Raw genomic sequence first — 25,556 nt, 5'->3', positions numbered from 1 at the left:
TATGGTTACTAAAAGCGAGGTCAAATATATCCAAAGTTTATACCAGAAAAAAAACAGGATAGAAGCGGGTGTTTTTGTAGTAGAGGGGCCAAAACTGGTAGAGGAGCTGCTGCAGTCTTCTTTTGAAATAAAAAGCGTGTATGCACTGGCTGATTGGTGCAAAGCCAACCCGCAGGTGGCTGCCACAGTGGTTTCGGACCAGGAACTGGAAAAACTGAGCCACCACCAGACACCCAACCAGGTGCTGGCAGTAGCAGGCCAGCGCTACGGCAGCGGACAGCCGGATTTTAGCAACCGGGTAACCCTGTTGCTGGATGGTATACAGGACCCTGGTAACCTGGGTACTATTATACGCATTGCCGACTGGTTTGGCATTAACCAGATAGTGGCTACGGAGGATACAGTGGATTTGTATAACCCCAAAGTAATACAAAGTACCATGGGCAGCTTTTTACGGGTGCAGCTGTGGTATTTACCGGTGGAAAACCTGATGCCTCAGATACATGTTCCTGTATACGGGGCGTTGCTGAACGGGCAGAGCATTATGGATCATCCGGCCTTAACGGAAGGGGTGCTGGTAATTGGCAATGAATCGAAAGGGATACGCGACCCTTTGATGCCTTATATAACCCATGCCGTAACTATTCCGCGGATAGGCCATGCAGAATCGCTGAATGCAGCGGTAGCTACCGGTATTATTATCAGCCACCTTGCCGGAAAACGTTAACGGTGCCGGTTAACTGAAGCGGATAGCTTTTACGGGCTTAATGGTGCGTACCAGCAGGGTAGGTATAATAAGTGCTATTACACATACCGCCAGGGTGCCTGCGCAAATGGCTGCTACCTGCCACCAGATAAGGTGTACCGGGGCTACGGATACATAATAGGCACTTTCGTCCAGGCTTATAAAGCCGGTGTATTGCTGCAGTAAACAGGTGCCAATGCCAATAAACAGGCCTATGGCTATACCCGTGCCGGATATAATGGCGGTGTGGTACAGGAATATTTTCTGAATACCCCAGTCTGGATTACCCAGTGCTTTTAATATGCCTACCATACGCACACGTTCCAGCACCAATATCAACAGGCAGGTAATAAGGTTAATAATAGCCACCACACCCATGATAATAAAAATAACATCGCGGTTTACATCCTGAATATTCAGCCAGTCGAAAATATTGGGGTATACTTCTTTAATAGTACGGCTTACCCATACATCGGGCAGCTTATCGTATAACTGATTGCTGAGGGTATCCATGTTACGGTAGTCGGTAAGAAACAACTCATAGCCGCCAATCTGGTTCTTATCCCAGTTGTTAATGCGCCGCAGCAAACGTATATCGCCCAGGGCAAACAGGTTATCGTAATCTTCAATACCGGTTTTATAAATGCCACATACGTGCAGTTTGCGGAAATTGCTTTTGCCGGTTTCCGGAGAAATGAAGTATACGTTTACAGAATCGTTCAGTTGTATGTTCAGTTGCCGTGCAGTAGTGGCAGATACTACAATTTCCTTAGCGTACAGGGTATCTGCAAAGCTGATCCAACGGCCGGCGGTAAGAAAACTGTTGAGGTTGTTAAAGTCGTAATCCTTATCCACGCCTTTAAACAATACCCCCTCAATTTCCCGGTCTTTATCAATTACCGCCGATTTGGTGGCAAAAGATTGTACCTGCCGGATGCCTTTGGTGTGTTTAAGCAGGTTTACCACACCTGCATTCTGCTCCAGCGGGGTTTCTTCTGCTACCAGTGCTTTGCTGGGCTCAAACTGCTGCACGCGGATGTGGCCCCAGAAGCTGAACACCTTTTGGCTGATGGTGCGCTGGAAGCCATTTACAAAAGCAATGGTAATAATCATAGCAGCCACGCTGAGGGCGGTGGCGGCGGTGGCCAGGCGTATTATAAACCTGGAAAAGGAGCGTTGCCTGTTAAAAGCGATTCTTTTTGCTATATAAGCCGGTACATTCATTTGCCGGGTAAAGCTAAGGAATAGCGCGTGAAAATGTTTTATTTTCGGCCCTGTGCCACATTGGTTTATCCATTAAATGAAGAAAATGAAACACATTACTTATCTGGCTGTTTTTTTACTGGTTGCTTTTACCGGCCTGGCCCAGCGTGAGCCTGACCGGGTATATATGCCCAATGTAAAAACAGTACAGCTATATGCATCCGGCGATCAGACTGCTTATCCGGTTATGTCTGTAGGTTCGGTAGGGGCGCTGGAACTGCATTTTGATGATCTGGATGGGTATGTGAAAAACTACAGCTATACGTATCAGTTATGCAACGCAGACTGGACACCCGTGGATTTAAGTCCGTTTGACTACATACAGGGTTTTACACAAAACCGCCTTACGCAATACCGTGCTTCTTCTATAGCAACCACTTCCTATATCCATTACCAGGCTACGCTGCCGGAACGCAACAGCGCCCCTTCTAAAAGCGGCAATTTTCTGCTGAAGGTGTTTTTAAATGGCGATACCTCGCAGCTGGCGTTTACGCGCCGCATTCTGATTGTGGATAAGCTGGTACCCATCAGCGCTGTTGTTTTACAGCCGTTTGACCAGAACAAGCTGCGCACACACCAGAAACTACAGTTTTCGATAGACAAAACCGCGCTGAGTGTGCTGAACCCGGCACAACAGCTGAAGGTGGTGGCTATTCAGAATTTCAGGTGGGATAATATTATTACCGACAAGCAGCCCATGTTTATGCGCGGCAATGTTTTTGAGTACAATGCAGAGCGCGATTTTCTGTTTCCGGCAGGGAAGGAGTACCGCTGGGCCGATTTAAGAAGCTTTCGTTTTTTAAGCGACCGCATGGATAAGGCTAACCTGAATACCCAGCCGTTTGAGGTGCAGCTGAAGCCGGATGGGGAGCGTACGCAGGCCCGTTATATAGTATATGCCGATTTTAATGGCTTTTCTGAAACCCGTGCTACAGATAATATTAACCCCTGGTGGCAGGGCGATTATGCCAATGTTACTTTTACCCTGGTGCCACTGAACCGCCAGCCCTACGCCGGAAAAGAGGTATACCTTGCCGGGCAGTTTACCAATTACAAATACAACGAGGATAGCCGGCTTACGTATAATGCGGAGAAGGGGGCATATGAAAAAACAATGCTGCTGAAACAGGGATACTATACCTATACCTATGCTACGCCTGAGCAGGTAAATGCAAATGCGGGAGAGATGACGTATACGGATGGCAATTACTGGGAAACGGAAAACGCCTACACCATTCTTGTTTATTACAAAGGATTCAGTGACAGGTACGACAGATTGGTGGGCTTTACTACGGTTAACAGCCGTGGTGCAAAAGAACAATTATAATTTGCTTGAAATATTTGGTATTCAATTGCAAATGCCTACATTTGCATCCGGCAGGTCATACACGACCAGCTCCTGTTGAACTCCCCCAGGACCGGAAGGTAGCAAGGGTAGATGGTTGAGCGGTGCGATGTATTAAGCCTGCCTTTTTTTCCTTTATCCTCCACCCCCTGAAGGGGGACCACAAGATAAGTTTCAGGGGTATTATCTAACTCAAATTGCGCCCCGCTCGGGGTAACGTTATGAAATTTTTTATCGACACGGCTAATCTCGCGCAGATTAAAGAAGCAAATGATTTAGGCATCCTGGATGGTGTAACTACCAACCCTTCGCTGATGGCTAAAGAAGGAATTAAAGGTGCAGACAATATTACCAACCACTATAAAACAATATGTGATATTGTAGACGGCGATATCAGCGCTGAAGTACTGTCTACCACCTTTGAAGAAATCATCGAAGAAGGTAAAAAGCTGGCTGCTATTCACCCAAACATTGTGGTGAAGGTGCCTATGATTAAAGATGGCGTAAAAGCAATCAAGTGGTTTACCGACAACAAAATTAAAACCAACTGTACACTGATATTCTCTGCCGGACAAGCTATTCTGGCTGCCAAAGCGGGTGCTACTTATGTATCTCCTTTCCTGGGCCGTATTGATGATAGCGGTTGGGATGGTGTACAACTGATTGAGCAGATTGCTCAGATTTTTGCTGTTCAGGGTTTCAAAACTGAAATTCTGGCTGCTTCTATACGCAACGCCAACCATATTATCCGTTGTGCTGAGGCCGGTGCTGACGTTTGTACCTGCCCGCTGGATTCTATTCTGGCGCTGCTGAAGCATCCTTTAACAGATATTGGCCTGGCCAAGTTTCTGGAAGATGCAAAGAAAATGTAATCTTACCTTTTTATATAAGAAAAGCCGCTTGTTACAAAGCGGCTTTTTTTATTGGCTACATTTTTTAAGATTTCTTTTTCCTTTTGCGCGTATCCCAATCCTGTTTCAGTTCACCTTCGGTTTTCAATGGCGGATCGGGCAGTACTTTTATATAGATTCTTACCGAGCGGGTAAGTGCGGGCTGCTTTTTATAAGTGGCCGTTACATCCACATAAGCATCTGTAATAGCAGAGTCTATAATCAGGTTGCATTCATCCCATTTACCATAAGAGGAAGCAAACTGCACATCGCGCGCGCTGAGGGGCCGCCAGGTATTATCACTCATTCTGGCATCTACGTTAATATAGTTGTACACGCCTTTTTTAAGGCTATCGGTATATAAGTGAAAATAAATACTGTCTACCTGCTGGGCACCTGCGGTAAAGCCTGTTGTAAGCAGTAACAATGTAAAAGCAGGGAAGAGCCATCGTTTCCGTTTCATAGTATACTTATTCAGTTACAAAACTAACCACTATGCCGGTTACAAACCGGTAAGCGCTACATTTGTTCAGCGAATAATAACCAACACATGAAGAAAATAACAGTTTTATTGCTTTTTACCCTTACGTTGTTGCAGACTGCCGTTGCGCAGAAGCAGCTGCAGACGGGTAAATGGCGGGCATTACTGCACAGGGCGGATGGGCAGGATATTGTATTTAACTTTTTGTTTGCGTATCAGAAAAACAAGCCTGTACTATATGTATTAAATGCCGGTGAAAAACTGGCAGTAAAAGAGCTGAAGTTTACCGGCGATTCGTTGTTGATGACAATGCCTTTTTTTGAATCAGCCTTTCGGTTACGTGTACATGGAAAAGACAGCCTGGAAGGAAAATGGATTAAAGCCACTTCTTCCGGTAAAAACATAGAAATGCCGTTTACGGCTACCACACGCGTTGCGTATCGTTTTACACCCGGTGGTGCAGCACCTGCTGCCAATGTGAGCGGTAAGTGGTCGGTACTGTTTTACGACAAACAGGGTAAGGCAGATGAACCTGCTATTGGCGTGTTTACACAGCGTGGTGATAAAGTAACGGGTAGCATTTTAACCCCTACCGGTGATTACCGGTTTTTGGAGGGTAACCTGGAAGGGAATGTGTTACAGCTGTCTACCTTTGATGGCAGCCATGCTTTTAGCTTACGTGCAGAAGTAAGAGGGCAGGCCCTGGAAAACGGTATTTTTTACGCAGGCCCGGTAGGTAAACAAACCTGGACGGCCGTAAAAAATGATACTGCCACCCTGCCCAACCTGGCCGCGATGTACCTGAAAAGGGGTGAGGAAGGTTACCTGAATTTTAGCTTTAAGGATATAGACGGTAAGGTCGTGAGCCTGAAAGATGACCGCTTTAAAAACAAGGTGGTGGTAATACAGCTGATGGGCTCCTGGTGTCCGAACTGTATGGATGAAACTGCTTTTTTGAGTGAGTATTACAACAAAAACCGCCGGCGTGGGGTGGAGATGGTAGCATTGGCATATGAGTATACTACCAGCTTTGAACGCTCGCAGCAGAGCCTGCGCAGGTTTCAGCAGCGTTTTAAGGTAAACTACCCTATGTTGATTACTGGTGTGTCGGTAACCGATACGCTGCGTACAGAGAAAACACTGCCACAGTTTACGCCCATTAAATCATTTCCGTCTTCTATTATACTGGATAAAACCGGTAAGGTGGCCAGAATTGATAATGGCTTTGTGGGGCCGGGCACCGGAACCTACTATAAAGTGTATACAGAGGAGTTTGAAAAGCTGATGGATGAGTTATTGAAACAGCCGGTAACAAAACCTTAATATAGCAATTGGAATAGCTGTTGCATGTTTGCCTGTAAATGTGTTGATTATGAGCACAATCCTAAAAGGTGGCCCTTTAGCGGCCAGTCAATTTGGTGATGATTTTTTATGGGGGATAGCTATGGCTGCCCAGCAGAACGAAGGTGCTTACAATGTGGATGGCCGTGGCTTATCTATTTGGGATGTGTTTTCCCGCAGGCAGGGCAAGATAAAAGGAGGGGGCAAACCCTATGATGGATGCGATTTTTACTATCGTTATAAAGATGATCTGTTACTGGCCAAGGCACTGGGGTTTACCGTGTTCCGGTTTTCTATATCCTGGCCGCGTATTTTACCCGATGGTACCGGTAAAGTAAACAAAGAAGGCGTTGCTTTCTATAATAAGGTAATTGATGAATGCCTGAAGCTGGGTATGGTGCCTTATGTAACGTTGTACCACTGGGATTTACCTTATGCGCTGGAAAAAGAAGGTGGGTGGACCAGCTACCGTATGACCCGCTGGTTTACACGCTATGCTACCGTGTGTGGAGAAGCGTTTGGCGATAGGGTAAAGAACTGGATTGTACTGAATGAACCGATGGGCTTTACATCACTGGGGTACATGTTGGGCAAACATGCGCCGGGTAAAACAGGTATGTCTAACTTTTTACCGGCGGTGCACAATGCGGTGCTATGCCAGGCAGATGGTGGCCGTGCTTTGCGTGATGCAGTACCGGATGCACGTATTGGTACTACGTTTTCCTGCTCTGAAATAATTCCTTACAGCGACCGGCCCGAAGATATAGCAGCTGCCAAACGCATGGATGTGCTGATGAACCGGCTGTTTATTGAGCCTGCACTGGGCAGGGGATACCCACAGGAAGATTTTAAGTTTCTGGAAAAGCTGGAGATACATGCCAAGGCCTGGAAGTTTACCGAACGCATGCGTTTTAACTTCGACTTTATAGGCCTGCAGAACTATTTTCCGGTTACCATTAAATACAGCCCCATTATTCCTATTATTCAGGCTACAGAGGTAAAAGGCAAAACCCGTAAAGTGCCCTGCACCGCTATGGGCTGGGAAATTAACGGCGATAGCTTTTACCGGCTGATAAAGAAATTCTGGATGTATGGCAGTGTGAAAGAAATTATTATATCTGAAAACGGTGCAGCCTTTAAGGATGAGCTGGTAAACGGTGAAGTAAAAGATGATGCGCGCATTGCTTATTTTCAGGAATACCTGCAGGCATTGCTGAAAGCCAAACAGGAGGGCGTAAATGTAAAAGGATATTTTGCCTGGACGCTGATGGATAACTTTGAGTGGGCCGAAGGGTATAAAGCCAGGTTTGGATTAATACATGTAGACTTTGCCACGCAGCTACGCACTATTAAAAACTCCGGTTACTGGTTCCGCGATTTTTTACAGAAGAAATAGGGCTAATAAATACTGTTATTATCATCATTATTCAGCTGAATAAGCCCAGGCGCTTTAATATAGTTACTGTTAAAGCGGAAGTTGATATCGGTGTTAAGCATAATTTTAAACTGGCTGGTGTAGGGTAGTGTTTTGGGGTAATACACTGCGCGTAACTCAATAGTGCCAAACACAAAGTTTTCGTTTCTGGTACGTACGCCCCCACCTATAAAGTAATACAGATCTGACTTTTTCATGGCTTTGGTTTCGGGTGTTAGCAAGGCGGCATCTCCAAAAACAAAGGGCGCGAATTTAAAGCCGAAGAGTTTGTATTTTAAAAACAAATAGGTTTCGCTATGCAGGCTGATGCGTTTATTGCCCACCACCGAATCGGAACTGAAATAGCGGATACCAAAGGCGTTATCAATACGCAGCGGATCGAACGTAACCCGGTTAATTTGCCGGGTAGCACTGAAGCGCAGGTACTGCCTTACTTTGGTGCCACCTACCAGCATCAGTTTACTGAACATACTGGCACCTACCAGTACATTGGCATCTTCCCATATGCCCCGTTGAAAAAAGCCCCCCGTGCGCATAAAGTATTGAATAATGTTGCCATTGGGTGTAATGATGTAGCGGTTGGCATCTGCCCCAACATAGGCCCGGCCAAGGCTGTTTTGTTTGTACCACCCGCCGGTGAGCGATATGTTATATCCATAGGGCACGTCTTCCGTAATACCAAAGCCGTACAGGTAGTTGGTTTTGTAAAAGTTTTGCCTGAAAAAGGTGTAGGAGCCAAGTATCAGTTGTTTGCTGTTGAAGCGCTCATTGTATTTATCGCCCACCTGGTAAGGCATTCTGCTAAAGGGCATGTTCATATATCTGCCGCTGATAAATTGCCGGTCGTATTCCGTGGTGCCGGTGCGCAGGTTATAACCTATCCATCCATCAACAACGCTGTAGCGGTAGTTGTAAAACTGACTATCGGGCTGGTTGTAGTAATTATGGGTTTGGTTATTACCTATGGATAAAGAACCGGCAATGTGGGCGTATTGCGAATACAAGGGACGATCCAGCGTAATACGCCATCCTGCGTCGTTCTGATGCCCATCGCGCAGGCTGCCGTTGATACGGGAGTAGGCCAGTGTGGCATTGATAAAAGTGTTGGCGATATTGCTTTTGCTGTACAGAAACTCATAGCCGGATGTAGGATCGCGTTTGGTCTCGTACAGCCAGCGTACCTGCATCAGCTGGCCCAGGCCAAAAGCATTGGCATCGCCTATTTTTCCGCGTATACGATCGGGGCTGAAATCGCTCAGTTCAAACTGAATGGTAAATACGTCTTTGGTAATTACTTCCACATCTACCGAATCTTCCTCGTTTTCGATAGGCTTTATAATAATACGGGCATCCTGAATAAAGTTGAGCGAACGCAGAAAGCGTTCGTTATCGGCCATTTTAAGGGTGCTTACCGGCGTGTTTTCTTTTATAAACAGGTTATTGCGTATAACCCAGTTACGCGTGGTACGGTGGGTACTGTTTAGCAAACGGGTACCAAAATAGGATATGCGATGGGTAGTATCGTTAATAGGATTTTCGAAGCCCAGCTGTTTGATGTGGATTTTACGGATAATCTTATCCTTATAAGGCATATAAGGGTCTTCCACTTTTACATTCAGCACCACCTGATTAGTATCTGTACCGGCGCTGCGTGTAACGGCATTCAATATCAGTTCTCCTGCTTTACGGAAGATGCTGTTTCTTTTTTTAGGCCGTGCATCTTCATGCGGTGGGTGAGGGATACTATCCTGCTGCTGGCCAATAGCGCTTTGGCTTGTACACATAAAAAGGCAAAGGCATATCAGAAAATACCGTGACACAGTTGGAGGATATAAATTGACTATCAAGTTAAGATTAAACTAATTATAATAAAGAAAAATAACATTTTGTTTGAGTACAAGAATTGTGCAGGATAAGTTGGCTGATTAAGTGGCAACCCATTCTGCTGCAATAAATAATACGCCTGAAAGGGCAGGGTAGTAAGCGGGGTGTCGGTGTTAAGGTGAAATGTATCGGTAAGCGCAGGTTGAACGTTGACGAAAGTGGCAAATAATAAGAGAGAAAGTACAATAGAATGCCGGATAAACCTGTGTGTGGAAGAAGGCAGGGAATGGGTACAAAAGAAGCTGCCTCGTTTGCATATGAGGCAGCTTCTTCAGGGAACTTATATTATTTAGCCTGTTTTACATATTTTTCCAACCATTCATTTTCTTCCCACAGCATGTGTAACAGGTTTTCTTTACCCCGGTAGCCATGCGCCTCAAAAGGCAGACTTACAAAACGAACGGTACCGCCATGCCCTTTAACGGCATTGAACAGTCTTTCGCTTTGAATAGGGAAGGTACCGGGGTTATCATCTGAGTCGCCATGAATCATCAGCAGCGGGGTTTTAATTTTATCTGCAAAGCTGAAGGGGCTCATGTCGTAATACAGCTTAGAGGCCTGCCAGTAGGTGCGTTCCTCGTTCTGGAATCCGAAGGGGGTAAGCGTTCGGTTGTAAGCACCGCTGCGGGCAATACCTGCTTTAAACAGATTGGTATGTGCCAGCAGGTTGGCTGTCATAAACGCGCCATAGCTGTGGCCACCTACTGCTACTCTGTTTTTATCGCCCACGCCCAGGTCGGAAAGCTTTTTAATGGCAGCATCAGCATTCATCTGCAACTGCTCAATAAAAGAATCGTTCGGTTTGGTGTTATCGTCTTTACCTACAATAGGCATTTCTGCGTTATCCAGAATGGCATAGCCCTGCGTTACCCAGTAAATGGGCGATCCCCAGCTGATGGTGGTGAATTTGTACTGCGAACCTCTTACCTGTGCAGCATCGGCAGCGGAATTGTATTCGCGTGGGTAGGCCCAGATAAAGGCAGGCAACGGGCCATCTTTGGTGGCGTTGTAGCCTTTAGGCAGGTACAGATCGCCGGTGAGGGTTACGCCATCTGCACGCTGGTACGAGATTTTCTGACGGCTGATGCCTTCCAGCTGCGGGTAAGGGTTGGTGAAACGGGTAATCTGCCGGTCTGCCACACGCAGTATCAGATTTTTGATAAAGTAATTGGGCGCATCTGTCTGCGTTTCGCGGCGGGTAAGTAATACCAGCTTGTTAGCATCCAGTACATCGCTTACATATTCAAAACTGCCTTCGTTGCAGCGCCAGATAATTTCGTTCTGCCGGGTTTGCAGATCAAACTTTGCCAGAAAAGGAAGGTCGCCTTTAGGGGAGCTGCCTGTTTCGTTGTTCATGAGCAGTTTGGTGCCTTTATCTACTGTTTGCAGAACGGAGCGGCCGTAACTGTTTTTAGTGGTTACCGGTGTGCCGGGGTTATTGTAGGCATCGGTGGTGTTGCGCTCAATTAGTTTGGTAGTAACACCGGTAGTGGGGTTAAGGCTGCTGATAGCAGCACTTTGCTTGCCCTGTAAGCCTTCATATATCAAAGCCAGTGTATCATTACCCCAGGTAATACCACGGAAACGGTTTTGTGTTTTTACCAGTTGCTGCGGGGTGCCGGTGAATGGTGCGGACAGACTGAATACCGCATCATGAAAAGCTACTTTGTTTTTGATAAGACCACTATCCAGCGGCTCGCACCAGGTAATGGTGGCGGGCTGGTCATCGCGCCAATCATACGAACGGGGTTTGTTTTGCACGTTGTCGAACCCGGAAGGGGAGGTTTCGGAAGAAGGCAGTTGTGCCAGTACTTTAATAACCTGACCGTTCAGGTTTTGTATACTCACCTCAGCCGGAAAGCCGTTAGCGGGTACCAGATAAGAATAAGGTTTTACCAGCTGACGTACCAGCAGGTATTTTTTATCGGGAGATAAATTGAAAGACTGATATGCTGCTGGTTTGCCGATTTTGGTTTCAACACCATTGGTATTTTTTACCAGTTGTGCGGTGGCGTAAAAGCCAAACAGCTGTTCGTCGTACGGAGATTTAATCAGATCCTGATAGGTACGGCTGGGGGCAGCTTTACCCAGGTTCTGCTGAATGGTGGGGCCTTTGGGCATCAGCGGACGGGCAGGTGCCGTGCCTGCAGGGGTGGTGATGGTTTTGTATAAGAGGGTATTGTTATCTAGCCAGGTAAAAGCATTGCCCAGCACTACATTCAGCGGTTGTTTGTTAATGCGGGTGGCTTTACGCGTAGCTACGTCAATTACATATACATCTACCCTGTTGGCGGTATTATTGGTAAAAGCAATCTTTTTTTCATCGGGGCTCCAGCTGATATCGGTAGCAAGCATGTTGGCCGGTAAACCGGTAACCGCAAAGGTTTTGCCGGTGCTGAGTTGTTGAAGCGTGAAGTTGTTAATGAAGTTTTGCCTGCTGGGCGAGAAGTTATTGGGGTTAAGGCGCAGGCCGGCTATACGCAACTCGGGGCGTGCCAGTTCTTCTACAGAAGGGTAACTGTTGCGGTCGCTGAGCAGCATCCATTCAGCCTTACCATCTATACTGGCGTTGGGCGTAGGGCGTGCCAGCAGCAGATCGGCAATGGCTTTGGGAGGCGTTTGGTAACCAATGGCATCCTGGGCGTTTGCCTGTATGCCGGCACACAGGGTAAGGGCACAGAATGCAGTGTGTAGTCTTCTCATGATGTATATATTGAATTTACCGGGCTAAGTTAAGTTGCGATGAATTTTAAAACTTTCTTTTGGTAAATCTTCGGTGAAATGGAAAAACCCCCTACTTTTGCGTCCATGAACACACAAATGCATATTCATCACCATCATCATTACTTACCCGCAAGGTAGGTCGTTGGTGTTTTGTGCATACCCACATAAAAACATTAAGAGGCTTACCGCGAGGTAGGCCTTTTTTATTTTCCACAACTATTGTAAAACGTGAATTTTTAAACATATGGCACAGCAAATTACTACCGCACCCGTAACGAAACTGAGGTTGGCAATTCAGAAATCGGGCCGTTTACATGACGATTCTATGCGTTTGCTGAAGGAATGCGGCATAGACATCAGTAACGGCGTTAACAAACTGAAGAGTGAAGCCAGCAACTTTCCCCTGGAAGTATTCTTTTTAAGAGATGACGATATTCCGCAGTATGTGGAAGACAAAGTAGCTGACATTGGTTTTGTAGGCGAAAACGTAGTATACGAGAAGAAGAAGAAAGTAGAAGTAGTGGAAAAGCTGGGCTTTGGTAAGTGCCGCTTATCTATTGCAGTACCCAAGGGCGAAGATTATGCTTCTGCCGCCAGCCTGCAGGGCAAACGCATAGCAACCAGCTACCCGGTACTGGTACAGGATTTTCTGAACCAGCAGGGTGTACAGGCCGAGATACACGAAATCAGCGGCAGTGTGGAAATAGCGCCCGGTATAGGTTTGGCCAGTGCCATCTGTGATCTGGTAAGCAGCGGCTCTACTCTGTTTATGAACGGTTTGCAGGAAGTGGAAACCATTTTGCAATCGCAGGCGGTATTAATTACCAGTGCAGGTTTAAGTGAGGAGCAGCAGGCTATTCTGAATAAACTGATGTTTCGCATACAGGCCGTTAAGAAGGCCAAGAATACCAAGTATGTATTGCTGAACGCGCCTAACGATAAGCTGGATGAAATTATAGGATTGCTGCCCGGTATGAAAAGCCCTACCGTTTTACCCCTGGCAGAAAAAGGATGGAGCAGCGTGCACAGCGTGTTAAGTGAAAGCCAGTTCTGGGATATTATTGAAAAGCTGAAAGCAGCCGGCGCACAGGGTATACTGGTAGTACCTATTGAAAAAATGATTCTGTAAGCGTTTTCAAACACAATACATGCAGATTTATATAAACCCATCCGCCGAAAGCCGTAAAGCATTATTGCAGCGCCCTGCTATTGACGCCACTGCTTTACAGGAAAAAGTAAGGCTGGTGCTGAACGATGTAAAGCAGGAGGGGGATGCCGCCCTGAAAAAATATACACAGCTGTTTGACGGTGTTACACAGGATACACCGGAAGTAAGCGAAGCGGAGATAACTGCTGCTGTGAATACCTTATCTGATACGTTAAAAGCTGCCATACAAACAGCTATTGCCAATATTACCTTATTTCATAATAAACAGGTGGCTGCTCCGGAGCTGGTACAAACCATGCCCGGTGTGCAATGCTGGCGCAAAAGCGTGGGTATTGAAAAAGTAGGGTTGTATATACCCGGTGGTACCGCGCCTTTGTTTTCTACCATTTTAATGCTGGGCATTCCCGCACGAATAGCAGGTTGTAAAGAGATTATTCTATGTTCTCCACCCGGTAAAAACGGTCTGCTGCATCCTGCCATTTTATATGCCGCACAGCAGGTTGGCGTTACCCGTATTTTTAAACTGGGTGGTGTGCAGGCTATTGCGGCCATGGCTTATGGCACGGCAACAGTACCACAGGTGTATAAAATATTTGGCCCCGGTAACCAGTATGTTACCTGCGCCAAGCAACTGATACAACAGGAAGGGGTAGCTATTGATATGCCTGCAGGCCCCAGCGAAGTATGTGTGCTGGCAGATGAAACAGCCAATGCGGCGTATGTGGCGGCAGACCTTTTATCGCAGGCAGAACATGGTACCGATAGCCAGGTGCTGCTGGTAAGCAACCGCGAAGCCCTGGTAAAAGAAGTGCTGGTGCAGGTAGAAAGCCAGCTGGCCCAACTGCCCCGCAAGGATATAGCCGAAGGTGCATTGAAAAACAGCACTGCTATTGTGGTAGATACACTGGATGAGGCGATTGAACTGGTGAATGAGTACGCAGCAGAACACCTGATTATTTCCTGTAAAGACGATGAAGCTATTGCAGAACGTATTGTAAATGCAGGCTCCGTGTTTCTGGGTAATTATTCGCCGGAAAGTGCAGGTGATTATGCCAGCGGTACCAACCATACCCTGCCTACCAATGGCTTTGCCAAAGCTTACAGCGGTGTAAGTGTAGACAGCTTTGTAAAAAAGATTACTTACCAGAAGCTTACACAGGAAGGCATTGCGCAGATAGGCCAGGCGGTAATAGAAATGGCCGAAGCCGAAGGGCTGCAGGCGCATGCCAATGCGGTGAAAGTAAGATTGAATGCATAATTACTTATTAAACATTTGCCATCATGTTCAGTTTAGATAAACTTATACGCAATAATATAAAAGGATTATCTCCTTATTCCTCTGCCCGCGACGAGTTTAGCGGTGAAGCCAAAGTGTTTCTGGATGCCAATGAAAACAGTCTGGGTTCGCCCCTTAACAAATGGTACAACCGGTACCCCGATCCACACCAGGTAAAGCTGAAAGCAGCCATCAGCCAGGTGAAAGCGGTAAATACAGACCGTATTTTTTTAGGCAATGGCAGTGATGAATGTATTGATCTGCTATACCGCTGCTTTTGCCAGCCGGGTAAAGACAATGTAATTATTTGTCCGCCTACGTACGGCATGTACCAGGTAAGTGCAGAAATAAACGATGTGGCTATTAAAAAAGCTACGCTGCTGGATAACTATCAGCTGGATCTGGTTCACCTGGAAAATCTGGTGGATGAAAACACCAAAATCATCTGGCTGTGTTCGCCCAACAACCCTACCGGTAACTGTTTAAACCGGGAGGATATTGAAATGGTGCTGAACAACTTTAATGGCCTGGTGGTGGTGGATGAAGCCTATATCAATTTTGCCCGCCAGCGTTCCTGGGTGCAGGAGTTACAGGAATATCCAAACCTGGTAGTGCTGCAAACGTTTAGTAAGGCATGGGGCCTGGCCGGCCTGCGTTTGGGAATGGCTTTTGCCTCACCGGAAATTGTGGAGGTGATGGACAGGGTTAAACCGCCTTACAATATTAACCAGGTTACCCAGGAACTGGCATTGCAGGCACTGGAAGAAGTAGGCCAGGTGAATGATATGATACGCCTGCTGGTAGATATGCGCGATGCGCTGGCAGAAGTGCTGGTGCAGCTGCCCAATGTGGAAAAGGTATACCCTTCTGACGCTAACTTTTTACTGGTAAAAATGAAAGATGCCCGTGGCATATATAATAAACTGCTGGAGCAGGGGATTGTAGTACGCGACAGAAGTAATGTAAAACTGTGCGAAGATTGTTTGCGCATTACCATTGGCACCGAGCAGGAGAATACCACGCTGGTAGATGCCCTGAATAATCTAAATTAGCGTAGTAGATAAATAACCAATACTATGAAGAAAAGTATATTGTATATGCAGGTTGCTATGGGCCTGCTGCTGACCACAGCCGCATCTGCCTTTGCTTATGATGCAGATAGCAGCCGGGTAGCCAAGGCCGGTTTACAGCCAGACGCCAATAACTTAGGGCTGGTGCTGCCAAAAGGTTTTAAGGCCCTGCAGGTGGCAGATGGAATAGGCAAAGCCAGGCATATTGCAGTTACTGCACAGGGTGATGTGTATGTAAAACTGGGGCGTGCTAAAGACGGCAAAGGCATTCTGGTGCTGAAAGATACCAATGGAGATGGCAAGGCCGATAATATTACGGGTTTTGGTACCTATGGCGGCACGGGCATTACTATTAAAGATAATTACCTGTATGCCTCTTCAGACAGTGAAGTATTCCGCTATCAGCTGGATGCGCGCCAGCAGGTGATGAATCCCACTGCACCCGAAAAAATTATCACCGGCCTTTTATTCCGCAGACAGCATGAAAGCAAATCGGTAGTGCTGGACAATGCAGGCAATATTTATGTAAACATAGGTGCGCCTTCCAACTCCTGCCAGGAGCAGGACAGGGCCAAAGGTTCCAAAGGTAAAATGCCTTGTCCGTTGCTGGATTATGCAGCAGGCATATGGCAGTTTAAAGCCGATAAGCCCAACCAGCCTTTTGCTGCTGGTGTACGCTATGCAACAGGCCTGCGTAACGTGGTAGGGCTGGATTGGAATACCACCAACAACCACCTGTTTGTAATGCAGCATGGCCGCGATGGTTTATATGATATGTTTCCTGAGTTTTATAACGAGCAGCAGGGCGCTGAATTACCGGCAGAGTGTATGTACGAACTGAACAAAGGAGATGATGCCGGCTGGCCTTATATTTACTACGATCCGCAGCAGAAGAAAAAGATGTTATCACCCGAGTATGGTGGTGATGGAAAGAAAACCGGCGGCGAAAAAGCCATTGATCCGGTGTATGCCTTCCCCGGCCACCTGGCACCGAACGGGCTGTTGTTTTATACCGGTACCATGTTTCCGGAAAAATACCGCAATGGTGCTTTTATCGCCTTCCATGGTTCCTGGAACCGCACACCGCAACAGAAAGGTTATTTTGTAGCGTTTGTACCTTTTAAAGATGGCAAGCCTTCCGGCGAGTGGGAGATATTTGCCGACAATTTTGCTTTAACAGATACCATTGTATCAACCGGTGAAGCCAAACACCGCCCATGCGGACTGGCACAGGGGCCTGATGGTTCGCTGTATGTATCTGACGATGTTACCGGCCGTATTTACAGAATATTTTATTAAACCTTATTAGCTGCCTGTCTGGTGCAGGCGGCTATTATATTCAACTTTACGAATAATGAAGCGTGTTTTGTTTATAGACAGAGATGGGACTTTAATTAAGGAAGCGCCACCCACTTATCAGATTGACAGCTGGGAGAAGCTGGAGTTTTATCCCGGTGTATTCACCTACCTGTCGCGCATTGCCGCTGAGCTGGATTACGAGCTGGTAGTGGTGAGCAACCAGGACGGACTGGGTACAGACGGCTATCCTGAAAATACTTTCTGGCCTATACAAAACTTTGTAACGAAAGCCCTGGAAAACGAGGGTATTCATTTCAGCGCTGCATTTTTCGACCGCAGTTTTGCCAAAGACAACCTGCCCACCCGCAAGCCGCAAACCGGTATGCTTACCAGTTACCTGAACAACCCGGAGTACGACCTGGCCAACAGTTTTGTTATTGGCGACCGTATTACCGATGTGGTGCTGGCGCGTAACCTGGGCAGCAAGGCTATCTGGCTTAACAATGACCCTGCACTGGGTGCGGATGAGTTGGAAAAACAAACTCCGCCCGAAGGTGGCTGGCCTGCGTGTATTGCATTGGAAACCACTGAGTGGAAAGCCATTTACGAGTTTTTAAAACTGGGCCTGCGTAAAGTAACCCACGACCGCAATACCAGCGAAACCCGCATACATGTAGAGTTGAACCTGGATGGCAGCGGCAAGGCAGATATACATACCGGCCTGGGCTTTTTTGACCACATGCTGGACCAGATTGCCCGCCATGGTAAAATGGACCTGGTTATTAAAACAGAAGGCGATTTACATATTGATGAACACCACACCATAGAAGATACCGGCATTGCCCTGGGGGAAGCTTTTGCCAAAGGGCTGGCCGATAAGCGTGGAATGGAAAGGTACGGCTTTGCCCTGCCGATGGATGAGGCTGAGGCGAAAGTGCTGATTGACTTTGGCGGCCGCAACTGGATTGTATGGGATGCAGAGTTTAAGCGGGAGAAGATAGGAGAGATGCCTACGGAAATGTTCTTTCACTTCTTTAAATCGTTCAGCGATGCTGCCCGTTGTAACCTGAATATTGAATGCAAAGGTGATAACGAACATCACAAAATAGAGGCAATATTCAAGGCTTTTGCCAAGGCGATACGCATGGCGGTAAAACGCGATCCGTTAAGCAACCACCTGCCCAGTACCAAAGGTGTGCTGTAAAATGTTTGCTATTAGCAAATATTATTTGGTGAATTGAGAAGTCTGTCGCACTTTCGCATGGTTATGAAAGTACAGTTAATTAACAAACATTGGTGGTGGCATACAAACTCCTGTCGGGGCTTGTAGTGGCATTGCCAGTACTTAACAATATTAAAAGGCCTCGACAGACGTGTCGGGGCCTTTTTGTTTTTACACTGTTGAACTAAAAAAAGAATGAAAAAAATAGCCATCACTACCCGTTGCAAAAAAATGCTTTCGGATGTGTATACGCCGGTAGGCATCTACCTCAGGTTACGCGATCGTTTCCGTGATACCATTCTTCTCGAAAGTACCGACTATCATGCTGCTGAAAACAGCTTCTCTATTATCGCTATCAACGCCATTGCCGGCATAGAAATTATCAATAAACAAACGCTGGAAAGAAAGTACCCGACCCAAAAGCCGGAGAAACAGCCTGTAAAAGACAGTCAGAAAGTGCCGGATATTATCTGGGATTTTATGAATGGTTTTGAAGTGGCCGAAGCTGCAGAGCCTGCTGCCCGTATAGCACAGGGGCTGTTTGGATATTCTTCTTACGATGCGGTGCAATTTTTTGATACCATTAATCTGGAAGCACCTGTAAACAACGCAGAGCGTACGGAAAATCCGCCGTTGCCTATGATGCGCTACCGGTTGTATCAGTATGTAATAGCCATTAATCATTTCAAAGATGAAATGTACCTGTGCGAGAACGTGATTGATGGGGTAGACAGCGAACTACAAGTAGTGGAATCTTTAATCAGAAGCAAGGATGTGCCTGTATATCCTTTTAAAGCAAAAGGTACAGAAACCTCTAATATGCAGGATGCAGATTATGTGGCCAATGTACAGAAAGGTATACAGAGCTGTTTGCGTGGCGATGTGTTTCAGATTGTTTTAAGCCGTCGCTTTGAACAGCAGTTTGCGGGCGACGACTTTAATGTATACCGTGCCCTGCGTAATATTAATCCTTCTCCTTATCTCTTCTACTTTGATTACGGCGATTATAAATTAATGGGCAGCAGCCCTGAGTCGCAACTGATTGTAAAAGACAATCAGGCAGTAGTACACCCTATAGCAGGTACTTTTAAACGTACCGGTGATGCTGAAAAAGACCGCCAGCTGGCAGCAGCGTTGCTGGAAGATGCGAAGGAAAATGCAGAGCATACCATGCTGGTAGACCTGGCGCGGAACGATTTAAGCCGCATCAGTACCGATGTTACGGTTAAGCACTACCGTCAGGTACAGTATTACTCGCATGTAATACACCTGGTGAGTGAGGTAACCGGTAAAACCACCAGTGGTGTAAATCCATTCTCTCTGCTGGCAGCTACTTTTCCGGCAGGTACGTTAAGCGGCGCACCTAAGTTTAAAGCAATGGAACTGATTAACAGCATAGAACCTACTGCCCGTGGTTATTACGGTGGTTGTATTGGTTTTATGGGCTTTGATGGCAGCTGTAACCAGGCTATTATGATACGTACTTTCCTGAGCAGGCAGAATACGCTGTACTATCAGGCAGGCGCGGGTGTGGTAGCGGCTTCCAAACCGGAAAGCGAGTTACAGGAAGTGAACAACAAGCTGGGGGCACTGAAAAAAGCCATTCAACTGGCAGCTGAAATCTAACACTATTTCAAAAGCATTAAAACGAAACAACGTGTCTGCTAAAATACTGGTATTCGATAACTACGATTCCTTCACCTACAATCTGGTGCATCTGGTAGAAAAGATCACGCAGCAGAAGGTAGATGTGTATCGCAACGATAAAATAGCGCTGGAAGCAGTGGCCGGGTATGATAAGATTATTTTGTCACCGGGTCCGGGTGTGCCTTCCGAAGCAGGTTTACTGCTGCCACTGATACGGGAGTATGCAGCCTCCAAATCTATACTGGGTGTATGTCTGGGGCATCAGGCTATTGGTGAAGCTTTTGGCGGAACACTCATTAACCTGAGTACCGTATACCACGGTGTAGCCATACCTATGCAGGTTACCAAACCCAATGCCTTATTTGAAGGTTTACCTGAAAGGTTTGATGTAGGACGTTATCATTCCTGGGTGGTAAGTAGTGAGGGGTTTCCAAAAGAACTTGAGATAACCGCCGAAGATGATCTGGGATATATTATGGCACTACAGCATAAAACTTATGATATAAAGGGCGTGCAGTTTCATCCTGAAAGCGTGTTAACACCGCAGGGTGAAGCCATTATCCGTAACTGGCTGAGGAATTAGTTGGTAGTTGGTAGTTTTTAGTGGGGAGTTAACCATCTTATCCGTTAGCGGATAGTCATACACATCTGAGTAAACAATGAAAAAGATATTACAATTCTTATTTGAACATAAAAACCTGAGCCGCGAGCAGGCAAAGGAAATACTCACCAACATATCTTCGGGTATGTACAGTGAGCATGAGGTAACTGCTTTTATTACGGTTTTTCTCATGCGCAGCGTTACCATTGATGAGTTACAGGGCTTCAGAGATGCTTTACTGAGCCTGTGTGTAAAAGTGAACCTGGACGATTATAAGGTAATGGATATTGTAGGTACCGGTGGAGATGGTAAAAACACGTTCAATATTTCTACACTGGCCTGTTTTATAGTAGCCGGTGCAGGGCAGAAAGTGGCCAAGCATGGTAACTACGGTGCCACCAGCATTAGCGGTGCCTCCAATGTAATGGAAAATATGGGCTACCGTTTTAAAAGTGATGCGGGGCAACTACAGAAAGAAGTGGAAGAAGCCGGTATTTGTTTTCTACACGCACCGGTGTTTCACCCGGCATTAAAATCGGTAGGGCCTATCCGCAAAAACCTGGGGCTGCGCACCTTCTTTAATATTCTGGGGCCTATGGTAAACCCTGCTTCTCCGGCTTATCAGCTGGTAGGGGTGTATAACCTGGAAATGGCCCGGGTATACAATTACCTGTTACAACAGTCTGATAAACCATTTACCATTATTCATAGTCTGGATGGGTACGATGAAATATCCCTTACGGCAGATACCAAGGTAATTACGCAGGCGGGAGAATCTACCTTAACGCCGGAGCAACTCGGTAAACGCCAGGTTACACCGCAGGATATTTACGGCGGTAATACCCCCGAAGAAGCGGCCCGTATATTCAAAACCATATTAAAGGGAGAAGGCACCTGGGCGCAGAACGCCGTGGTACTGGCCAATGCGGCTACCGCCCTCAACTGCACGGGTAACTACAGCAGTTACAGCGATGCTTACGCAGCAGCGGTAGACAGCCTGGAAAGCGGTAAAGCCAACGCCTGTTTACAAAAACTGATCTCCTTACAATAAACCACCACACATGAACATCCTGGATACTATTGTAGCAAAGAAAAAAGAAGAAGTGGCGGCCCGGAAGGCACTGGTTAGCAGCGCGGAGTTGGAAAAACAAGCCCTTTTTACCCGGCCCACGTTATCGCTGGTACAATCGCTGGTGCATCCGGAGCGTACGGGAATTATTGCCGAGTTTAAACGCAAATCGCCTTCAAAAGGTATCATTAACGGGCAGGCAGATGTGGTGGATGTAACCAAAGCGTATACCCAATACGGCGCTTCGGGGTTGTCGGTATTGACGGATGAGTCGTTTTTCGGGGGGACCAGCGATGATTTGCTGAAAGCGCGGGTGAATGAGATTCCTGTTTTACGGAAAGATTTTATAATTGACGAATATCAGATCACGGAAGCCAGGGCTATTGGCGCAGATGTAATACTTTTGATAGCAGCATGCCTTACGCCGCAGGAAGTACAAAAACTGGCTGCTTTTGCCAAAAGTCTGCAGCTGGAGGTATTGCTGGAAATACATGACGAAACAGAGCTGGGGCATATTTGTGATGAAACAGACCTGGTGGGGGTGAACAACCGCAATCTGAAAACATTTGAAGTGGATATTAATACCTCTTTACGCCTTATAAGCCATATGCCGGCCAGCAAGCCGGGAGTAGCGGAAAGTGGTATCAGCAGCCCTGAAGCCATAAAAACATTAAAAGAAGCTGGTTTTAAAGGTTTTCTGATAGGAGAGAACTTTATGAAACAGCCCTTGCCTTCGGTTGCCTTTGCTGATTTTGTTAAACAACTGTAACTAAAACCAGAAGGGGCTATGGAACAAAGCACTTACGACAATCCGCAACATCCGCGTGCTTCTATTGAAGCGCACCGCGGTATCAGAGTAAAAGTATGCGGTATGACCCGCGTAGATCAGGTACAGGAACTGGATGCGATGGGCGTTGAATTTGCCGGGTTTATTTTTTATCCGCGATCGCCACGGTATGTGTTTAAAAGCATGCCGGCATCGGATATTAAGAAAATCAGGGGCCGCATTAACAAGGTAGGTGTGTTTGTAAATGCCAATGTGGAAGATGTATTGCGCACGGTAGACGAATGCGGGTTGTACCTGGTACAACTGCATGGCGATGAAAGTCCGCGTTACTGCGAAAAGATTGCCGACTATGTAACGGTGATCAAGGCCTTTCGGGTAAGTGAGGAAGACAACCTGATGTGGAAGATTAAGGATTACTACGATTCGGCGGATATGTTTTTATTTGATACGGAAGGCGCGGGCTTTGGTGGCACCGGTAAAAAGTTTAACTGGGAGCTGCTGTCGGGCCTGAATATTCAGAAGCCGTTTTTCCTGAGTGGTGGCATTGCGCCGGACGACGTGGACAAGCTGCACGAGTTTCAGAAAACCTCCGTAGCCAAAGACCTGTTTGCGCTGGACGTAAACAGCAAATTTGAAGTACTGCCCGGTGTAAAAGATATGAGTAAGATCAGCACCTTTCTCGACGGGCTTAAACTATTCTAAAAAAGTATGGGAACAACAACCTTTCAGCAACCAGATACACAGGGCTACTATGGTCCGTTTGGTGGCGCCTATATACCTGAAATGCTGCACCGCAATGTGGAAGAGCTGCGCAGCCGCTACCTGGATATTATGCAGGAAGCCGGTTTTCAGAAAGAGTTTCAGCAACTGCTGCGCGATTATGTGGGCAGGCCTACACCGCTGTTTTTAGCAGAACGTTTAAGCAAACATTACAATACGCCTGTTTACCTGAAAAGGGAAGACCTGAACCATACCGGTGCGCACAAGATTAACAATGCCATAGGGCAGGTGTTGCTGGCGCAGCGGCTGGGTAAAAAGCGCATTATTGCCGAAACAGGTGCGGGGCAGCATGGGGTGGCTACCGCTACCGTATGTGCGCTGAAGGGTATTGAATGTATAGTATACATGGGCTCGAAAGATATTGAGCGCCAGGCACCCAATGTAGCCCGTATGCGTATGCTGGGTGCTACGGTAATACCGGCTACCAGTGGTAGCCAGACGCTGAAAGATGCCACCAACGAAGCCATACGTGACTGGATTAATAACCCCACCGATACCCATTATGTAATTGGTTCTGTGGTAGGGCCGCACCCCTACCCTGATATGGTGGCCCGCTTTCAGAGTGTGATAAGTGAAGAAACACGCGCACAGCTGAAAGAGCAAACCGGTAAGGAACTGCCTACGCGTGTAATTGCCTGTGTGGGTGGTGGCAGCAATGCGGCCGGTGCATTTTATCATTTTCTGGATGAGCCTTCTGTAGAGCTGGTTGCGGTAGAAGCGGCCGGACACGGGGTATATTCGGGTTTAAGTGCAGCTACTACACAGCTGGGTAAGCCGGGTGTACTGCATGGAAGCAAAAGCCTGGTAATGCAAACAGAAGATGGTCAGGTAGTAGAGCCGCATAGCATATCTGCGGGGCTGGATTATCCGGGCATTGGTCCTTTGCACGCGCATTTGTTTAACAGTGGCCGGGGTTCCTTCCTCAGTGCTACGGATGATGATGCGGTGCAGGCTGCTTTTCTGCTGTGTAAGCTGGAGGGCATTATACCGGCACTGGAATCTTCACACGCACTGGCTGCATTGACGCAGCTGAAACTGCAGCCCAATGAAGCAACGGTGTTGTGTTTGAGTGGCCGTGGCGATAAAGATCTGGCTACTTATATGAAAAGGCTGGATTAGTTGAAATTCAAAATTCAAAAGTTTAAAGTCAAAATAGGATGAGTCGTATTGCTGAACTTTTTGGCCGTAAGAGTAGCCGGGTGCTGAATGTGTACTGCACGGCGGGGTTTCCTGCGTTGGAGAGTACGCTGCCGGTGATGCAGGCTTTGCAGCAGCATGGTGCTGACCTGATTGAGCTGGGTATGCCTTACAGCGATCCGCTGGCGGATGGGCCGGTAATACAGGCCAGCAGCATGAAAGCGCTGGAAAATGGTATGACCATAGCAGTACTGCTGGGGCAGCTGAAAGAAATGCGTAAAACTGTGCAGGTGCCGGTAGTACTGATGGGCTATATGAACCCGGTATTGCAGTATGGTTTTGAGCGCTTTTGTAAAGAGGCTTCAGAAGCCGGGGTAGACGGGCTGATACTGCCAGACTTACCGGCTTATGAGTTTGAAACCGAGTACGGTGCGGTAATTAAAAAATACGGATTAGATTTTATATTTCTGGTAACGCCCGAAACTTCTGACGAGCGCATTCTGGCGCTGGATAAGCTGAGTTCCGGCTTTCTGTATGCGGTGTCTTCTTCCTCTACCACAGGTAAAGATAAGAACATGGCGGACCAGGAAACCTATTTTAATAAGCTGAAACAAATGCAACTAAAGAACCCGGTGCTGATTGGTTTTGGCATTAAAGACAAAGCTACGTTTACAGCCGCCAGCAGCTATGCCAACGGTGCTATTATAGGTACCGCTTATATTAAGGCTTTAGAGCAAGCGAATGGCAACGTAGCACAACCTACCCAACAATTTCTGGAAAGCATATTACAATGAACATCGTAATTATAAAATACAACGCCGGTAACATTCAGAGTGTATTGTACGCGCTGGAACGTATTGGCGCCACTGCACAGGTAACAGACGATCATGAGCAGATACGCAAAGCCGATAAGGTGATATTTCCCGGTGTAGGTGAGGCCAGCAGTGCCATGCGTTACCTGCGGCAGCATGAGCTGGATAAGGTAATTACCAGCCTGCAACAGCCGGTACTGGGCGTATGCCTGGGGATGCAGTTGATGTGTAAACATTCCGAAGAAAATGATACTACCTGCCTGGGTATTTTTGATGAGCCGGTAAAGAAGTTTGTAAGCAAAGATGCTTTGTTTAAAGTGCCGCAGATAGGGTGGAACAACATCTATGATCTGAAGACGCCTTTGTTTGCCGATGAGCCGGAGAATGCTTACTGTTATTTTGTGCATGGTTACTTTGCGGCGCTGGGTGAGCATACTATTGCCACAGCAGATTATATTCAGCCTTACAGTGCTGCATTGCATAAAGGCAACTTTTACGGCGCGCAGTTTCACCCGGAAAAGAGTGCAGCGGCAGGCGAACTGATATTGAAAAACTTTATTGAGAAAATTTAATAGTAACA

The 25,556-nt window shown here is 46.9% G+C and carries 22 protein-coding genes and 1 other RNA gene; 19 read left to right on the top strand and 4 right to left on the bottom strand.

What is annotated here, in order from left to right:
• The first annotated feature begins 1 nt into the window (after position 1).
• Positions 2-727 (top strand): RNA methyltransferase, encoded by a 726-nt coding sequence (locus IEY13_RS12305; protein WP_188952380.1) that lies wholly within the window; start codon positions 2-4, stop codon positions 725-727.
• Between the two features lie 9 nt (positions 728-736).
• On the opposite strand, the gene IEY13_RS12300 is transcribed toward IEY13_RS12305, so the two are convergent.
• Positions 737-1,969 (bottom strand): ABC transporter permease, encoded by a 1,233-nt coding sequence (locus IEY13_RS12300; protein WP_188952378.1) that lies wholly within the window; start codon positions 1,967-1,969, stop codon positions 737-739.
• An 85-nt stretch (positions 1,970-2,054) separates the two neighbouring features.
• Here IEY13_RS12300 and IEY13_RS12295 point away from each other — a divergent pair, with 85 nt between their 5' ends.
• The 3 genes from IEY13_RS12295 to fsa all read left to right on the top strand — a co-directional run bounded on the left by IEY13_RS12295 (position 2,055) and on the right by fsa (position 4,225).
• Positions 2,055-3,335 (top strand): type IX secretion system plug protein, encoded by a 1,281-nt coding sequence (locus tag IEY13_RS12295; protein WP_188952376.1) that lies wholly within the window; start codon positions 2,055-2,057, stop codon positions 3,333-3,335.
• A 48-nt stretch (positions 3,336-3,383) separates the two neighbouring features.
• An RNA gene (gene ffs, locus IEY13_RS12290) (signal recognition particle sRNA small type) lies at positions 3,384-3,482 on the top strand.
• A 92-nt stretch (positions 3,483-3,574) separates the two neighbouring features.
• On the top strand, positions 3,575-4,225 hold the full coding sequence (gene fsa / locus IEY13_RS12285; RefSeq protein ID WP_188952375.1) for a fructose-6-phosphate aldolase: 651 nt from the start codon (positions 3,575-3,577) through the stop codon (positions 4,223-4,225).
• A 64-nt stretch (positions 4,226-4,289) separates the two neighbouring features.
• Here fsa and IEY13_RS12280 read toward each other — a convergent pair whose 3' ends face one another.
• Positions 4,290-4,706 (bottom strand): hypothetical protein, encoded by a 417-nt coding sequence (locus IEY13_RS12280; RefSeq protein ID WP_229687837.1) that lies wholly within the window; start codon positions 4,704-4,706, stop codon positions 4,290-4,292.
• Positions 4,707-4,793: 87 nt separating this feature from the next.
• Here IEY13_RS12280 and IEY13_RS12275 point away from each other — a divergent pair, with 87 nt between their 5' ends.
• Together IEY13_RS12275 and IEY13_RS12270 are read left to right on the top strand one after the other, a co-directional pair.
• Positions 4,794-6,047, top strand: a complete 1,254-nt coding sequence (locus IEY13_RS12275; RefSeq protein WP_188952373.1) for a peroxiredoxin family protein — start codon at positions 4,794-4,796, stop codon at positions 6,045-6,047.
• A 49-nt stretch (positions 6,048-6,096) separates the two neighbouring features.
• A complete protein-coding gene (locus IEY13_RS12270) occupies positions 6,097-7,461 on the top strand; it encodes a GH1 family beta-glucosidase (RefSeq protein ID WP_188952371.1) in 1,365 nt (454 codons plus the stop codon).
• Between the two features lie 2 nt (positions 7,462-7,463).
• Here the strand turns inward: IEY13_RS12270 and IEY13_RS12265 are convergent, their stop codons facing one another.
• Positions 7,464-9,284, bottom strand: coding sequence for a BamA/TamA family outer membrane protein (locus IEY13_RS12265; RefSeq protein WP_229687836.1), 1,821 nt, complete (start codon positions 9,282-9,284; stop codon positions 7,464-7,466).
• Positions 9,285-9,669: 385 nt separating this feature from the next.
• Positions 9,670-12,087: a S9 family peptidase gene (locus tag IEY13_RS12260; protein WP_188952369.1), complete on the bottom strand. Its 2,418-nt coding sequence runs from the start codon at positions 12,085-12,087 to the stop codon at positions 9,670-9,672.
• A gap of 265 nt (positions 12,088-12,352) precedes the next feature.
• Here IEY13_RS12260 and hisG point away from each other — a divergent pair, with 265 nt between their 5' ends.
• From hisG to hisH, 13 genes are all read left to right on the top strand, one after another.
• Positions 12,353-13,237 carry an ATP phosphoribosyltransferase gene (gene hisG, locus IEY13_RS12255; RefSeq protein WP_188952367.1) on the top strand — a complete coding sequence of 295 codons (885 nt, stop codon included), beginning with the start codon at positions 12,353-12,355 and terminating at the stop codon, positions 13,235-13,237.
• A 19-nt stretch (positions 13,238-13,256) separates the two neighbouring features.
• On the top strand, positions 13,257-14,534 hold the full coding sequence (hisD, locus tag IEY13_RS12250; RefSeq protein ID WP_188952365.1) for a histidinol dehydrogenase: 1,278 nt from the start codon (positions 13,257-13,259) through the stop codon (positions 14,532-14,534).
• Positions 14,535-14,557: 23 nt separating this feature from the next.
• On the top strand, positions 14,558-15,604 hold the full coding sequence (gene hisC, locus IEY13_RS12245; RefSeq protein ID WP_188952363.1) for a histidinol-phosphate transaminase: 1,047 nt from the start codon (positions 14,558-14,560) through the stop codon (positions 15,602-15,604).
• 24 nt (positions 15,605-15,628) lie between these two features.
• Positions 15,629-16,921 carry a PQQ-dependent sugar dehydrogenase gene (locus IEY13_RS12240; RefSeq protein ID WP_188952362.1) on the top strand — a complete coding sequence of 431 codons (1,293 nt, stop codon included), beginning with the start codon at positions 15,629-15,631 and terminating at the stop codon, positions 16,919-16,921.
• Between the two features lie 55 nt (positions 16,922-16,976).
• Complete coding sequence (gene hisB, locus IEY13_RS12235) at positions 16,977-18,125, top strand: bifunctional histidinol-phosphatase/imidazoleglycerol-phosphate dehydratase HisB (protein WP_188952361.1); 1,149 nt, start codon at positions 16,977-16,979, stop codon at positions 18,123-18,125.
• A gap of 213 nt (positions 18,126-18,338) precedes the next feature.
• Positions 18,339-19,769, top strand: a complete 1,431-nt coding sequence (locus IEY13_RS12230; protein WP_188952360.1) for an anthranilate synthase component I family protein — start codon at positions 18,339-18,341, stop codon at positions 19,767-19,769.
• A 31-nt stretch (positions 19,770-19,800) separates the two neighbouring features.
• Positions 19,801-20,373 carry an anthranilate synthase component II gene (locus IEY13_RS12225; protein WP_229687835.1) on the top strand — a complete coding sequence of 191 codons (573 nt, stop codon included), beginning with the start codon at positions 19,801-19,803 and terminating at the stop codon, positions 20,371-20,373.
• Between the two features lie 76 nt (positions 20,374-20,449).
• Complete coding sequence (trpD, locus tag IEY13_RS12220; RefSeq protein WP_188952359.1) at positions 20,450-21,442, top strand: anthranilate phosphoribosyltransferase; 993 nt, start codon at positions 20,450-20,452, stop codon at positions 21,440-21,442.
• Between the two features lie 10 nt (positions 21,443-21,452).
• Complete coding sequence (trpC, locus tag IEY13_RS12215) at positions 21,453-22,229, top strand: indole-3-glycerol phosphate synthase TrpC (protein ID WP_188952357.1); 777 nt, start codon at positions 21,453-21,455, stop codon at positions 22,227-22,229.
• Positions 22,230-22,247: 18 nt separating this feature from the next.
• Positions 22,248-22,949, top strand: coding sequence for a phosphoribosylanthranilate isomerase (locus IEY13_RS12210; RefSeq protein ID WP_229687834.1), 702 nt, complete (start codon positions 22,248-22,250; stop codon positions 22,947-22,949).
• A 6-nt stretch (positions 22,950-22,955) separates the two neighbouring features.
• Positions 22,956-24,146 carry a tryptophan synthase subunit beta gene (trpB, locus tag IEY13_RS12205; RefSeq protein WP_188952355.1) on the top strand — a complete coding sequence of 397 codons (1,191 nt, stop codon included), beginning with the start codon at positions 22,956-22,958 and terminating at the stop codon, positions 24,144-24,146.
• 38 nt (positions 24,147-24,184) lie between these two features.
• Positions 24,185-24,958 (top strand): tryptophan synthase subunit alpha, encoded by a 774-nt coding sequence (trpA, locus tag IEY13_RS12200; RefSeq protein WP_188952351.1) that lies wholly within the window; start codon positions 24,185-24,187, stop codon positions 24,956-24,958.
• Positions 24,955-25,548, top strand: a complete 594-nt coding sequence (hisH, locus tag IEY13_RS12195) for an imidazole glycerol phosphate synthase subunit HisH (protein ID WP_188952349.1) — start codon at positions 24,955-24,957, stop codon at positions 25,546-25,548. Before trpA ends, hisH begins: the two co-directional genes overlap by 4 nt.
• Positions 25,549-25,556 lie beyond the last annotated feature (8 nt).

Origin of the sequence: Filimonas zeae (genome assembly GCF_014641615.1) — a bacterium.
Taxonomy (GTDB): domain Bacteria; phylum Bacteroidota; class Bacteroidia; order Chitinophagales; family Chitinophagaceae; genus Filimonas; species Filimonas zeae.
This window is presented reverse-complemented; position numbering and strand designations above follow the sequence as displayed.

Excerpts from the sequence above, each read along its gene's own strand:
- IEY13_RS12305 (WP_188952380.1), top strand. The coding sequence starts at position 2 with ATGGTTACTAAAAGCGAGGTCAAATATATCCAAAGTTTATACCAGAAA.
- IEY13_RS12300 (WP_188952378.1), bottom strand. The coding sequence starts at position 1,969 with ATGAATGTACCGGCTTATATAGCAAAAAGAATCGCTTTTAACAGGCAA.
- IEY13_RS12295 (WP_188952376.1), top strand. The coding sequence starts at position 2,055 with ATGAAACACATTACTTATCTGGCTGTTTTTTTACTGGTTGCTTTTACC.
- fsa (WP_188952375.1), top strand. The coding sequence starts at position 3,575 with ATGAAATTTTTTATCGACACGGCTAATCTCGCGCAGATTAAAGAAGCA.
- IEY13_RS12280 (WP_229687837.1), bottom strand. The coding sequence starts at position 4,706 with ATGAAACGGAAACGATGGCTCTTCCCTGCTTTTACATTGTTACTGCTT.
- IEY13_RS12275 (WP_188952373.1), top strand. The coding sequence starts at position 4,794 with ATGAAGAAAATAACAGTTTTATTGCTTTTTACCCTTACGTTGTTGCAG.
- IEY13_RS12270 (WP_188952371.1), top strand. The coding sequence starts at position 6,097 with ATGAGCACAATCCTAAAAGGTGGCCCTTTAGCGGCCAGTCAATTTGGT.
- IEY13_RS12265 (WP_229687836.1), bottom strand. The coding sequence starts at position 9,284 with ATGTGTACAAGCCAAAGCGCTATTGGCCAGCAGCAGGATAGTATCCCT.
- IEY13_RS12260 (WP_188952369.1), bottom strand. The coding sequence starts at position 12,087 with ATGAGAAGACTACACACTGCATTCTGTGCCCTTACCCTGTGTGCCGGC.
- hisG (WP_188952367.1), top strand. The coding sequence starts at position 12,353 with ATGGCACAGCAAATTACTACCGCACCCGTAACGAAACTGAGGTTGGCA.
- hisD (WP_188952365.1), top strand. The coding sequence starts at position 13,257 with ATGCAGATTTATATAAACCCATCCGCCGAAAGCCGTAAAGCATTATTG.
- hisC (WP_188952363.1), top strand. The coding sequence starts at position 14,558 with ATGTTCAGTTTAGATAAACTTATACGCAATAATATAAAAGGATTATCT.
- IEY13_RS12240 (WP_188952362.1), top strand. The coding sequence starts at position 15,629 with ATGAAGAAAAGTATATTGTATATGCAGGTTGCTATGGGCCTGCTGCTG.
- hisB (WP_188952361.1), top strand. The coding sequence starts at position 16,977 with ATGAAGCGTGTTTTGTTTATAGACAGAGATGGGACTTTAATTAAGGAA.
- IEY13_RS12230 (WP_188952360.1), top strand. The coding sequence starts at position 18,339 with ATGAAAAAAATAGCCATCACTACCCGTTGCAAAAAAATGCTTTCGGAT.
- trpD (WP_188952359.1), top strand. The coding sequence starts at position 20,450 with ATGAAAAAGATATTACAATTCTTATTTGAACATAAAAACCTGAGCCGC.
- trpC (WP_188952357.1), top strand. The coding sequence starts at position 21,453 with ATGAACATCCTGGATACTATTGTAGCAAAGAAAAAAGAAGAAGTGGCG.
- IEY13_RS12210 (WP_229687834.1), top strand. The coding sequence starts at position 22,248 with ATGGAACAAAGCACTTACGACAATCCGCAACATCCGCGTGCTTCTATT.
- trpB (WP_188952355.1), top strand. The coding sequence starts at position 22,956 with ATGGGAACAACAACCTTTCAGCAACCAGATACACAGGGCTACTATGGT.
- trpA (WP_188952351.1), top strand. The coding sequence starts at position 24,185 with ATGAGTCGTATTGCTGAACTTTTTGGCCGTAAGAGTAGCCGGGTGCTG.
- hisH (WP_188952349.1), top strand. The coding sequence starts at position 24,955 with ATGAACATCGTAATTATAAAATACAACGCCGGTAACATTCAGAGTGTA.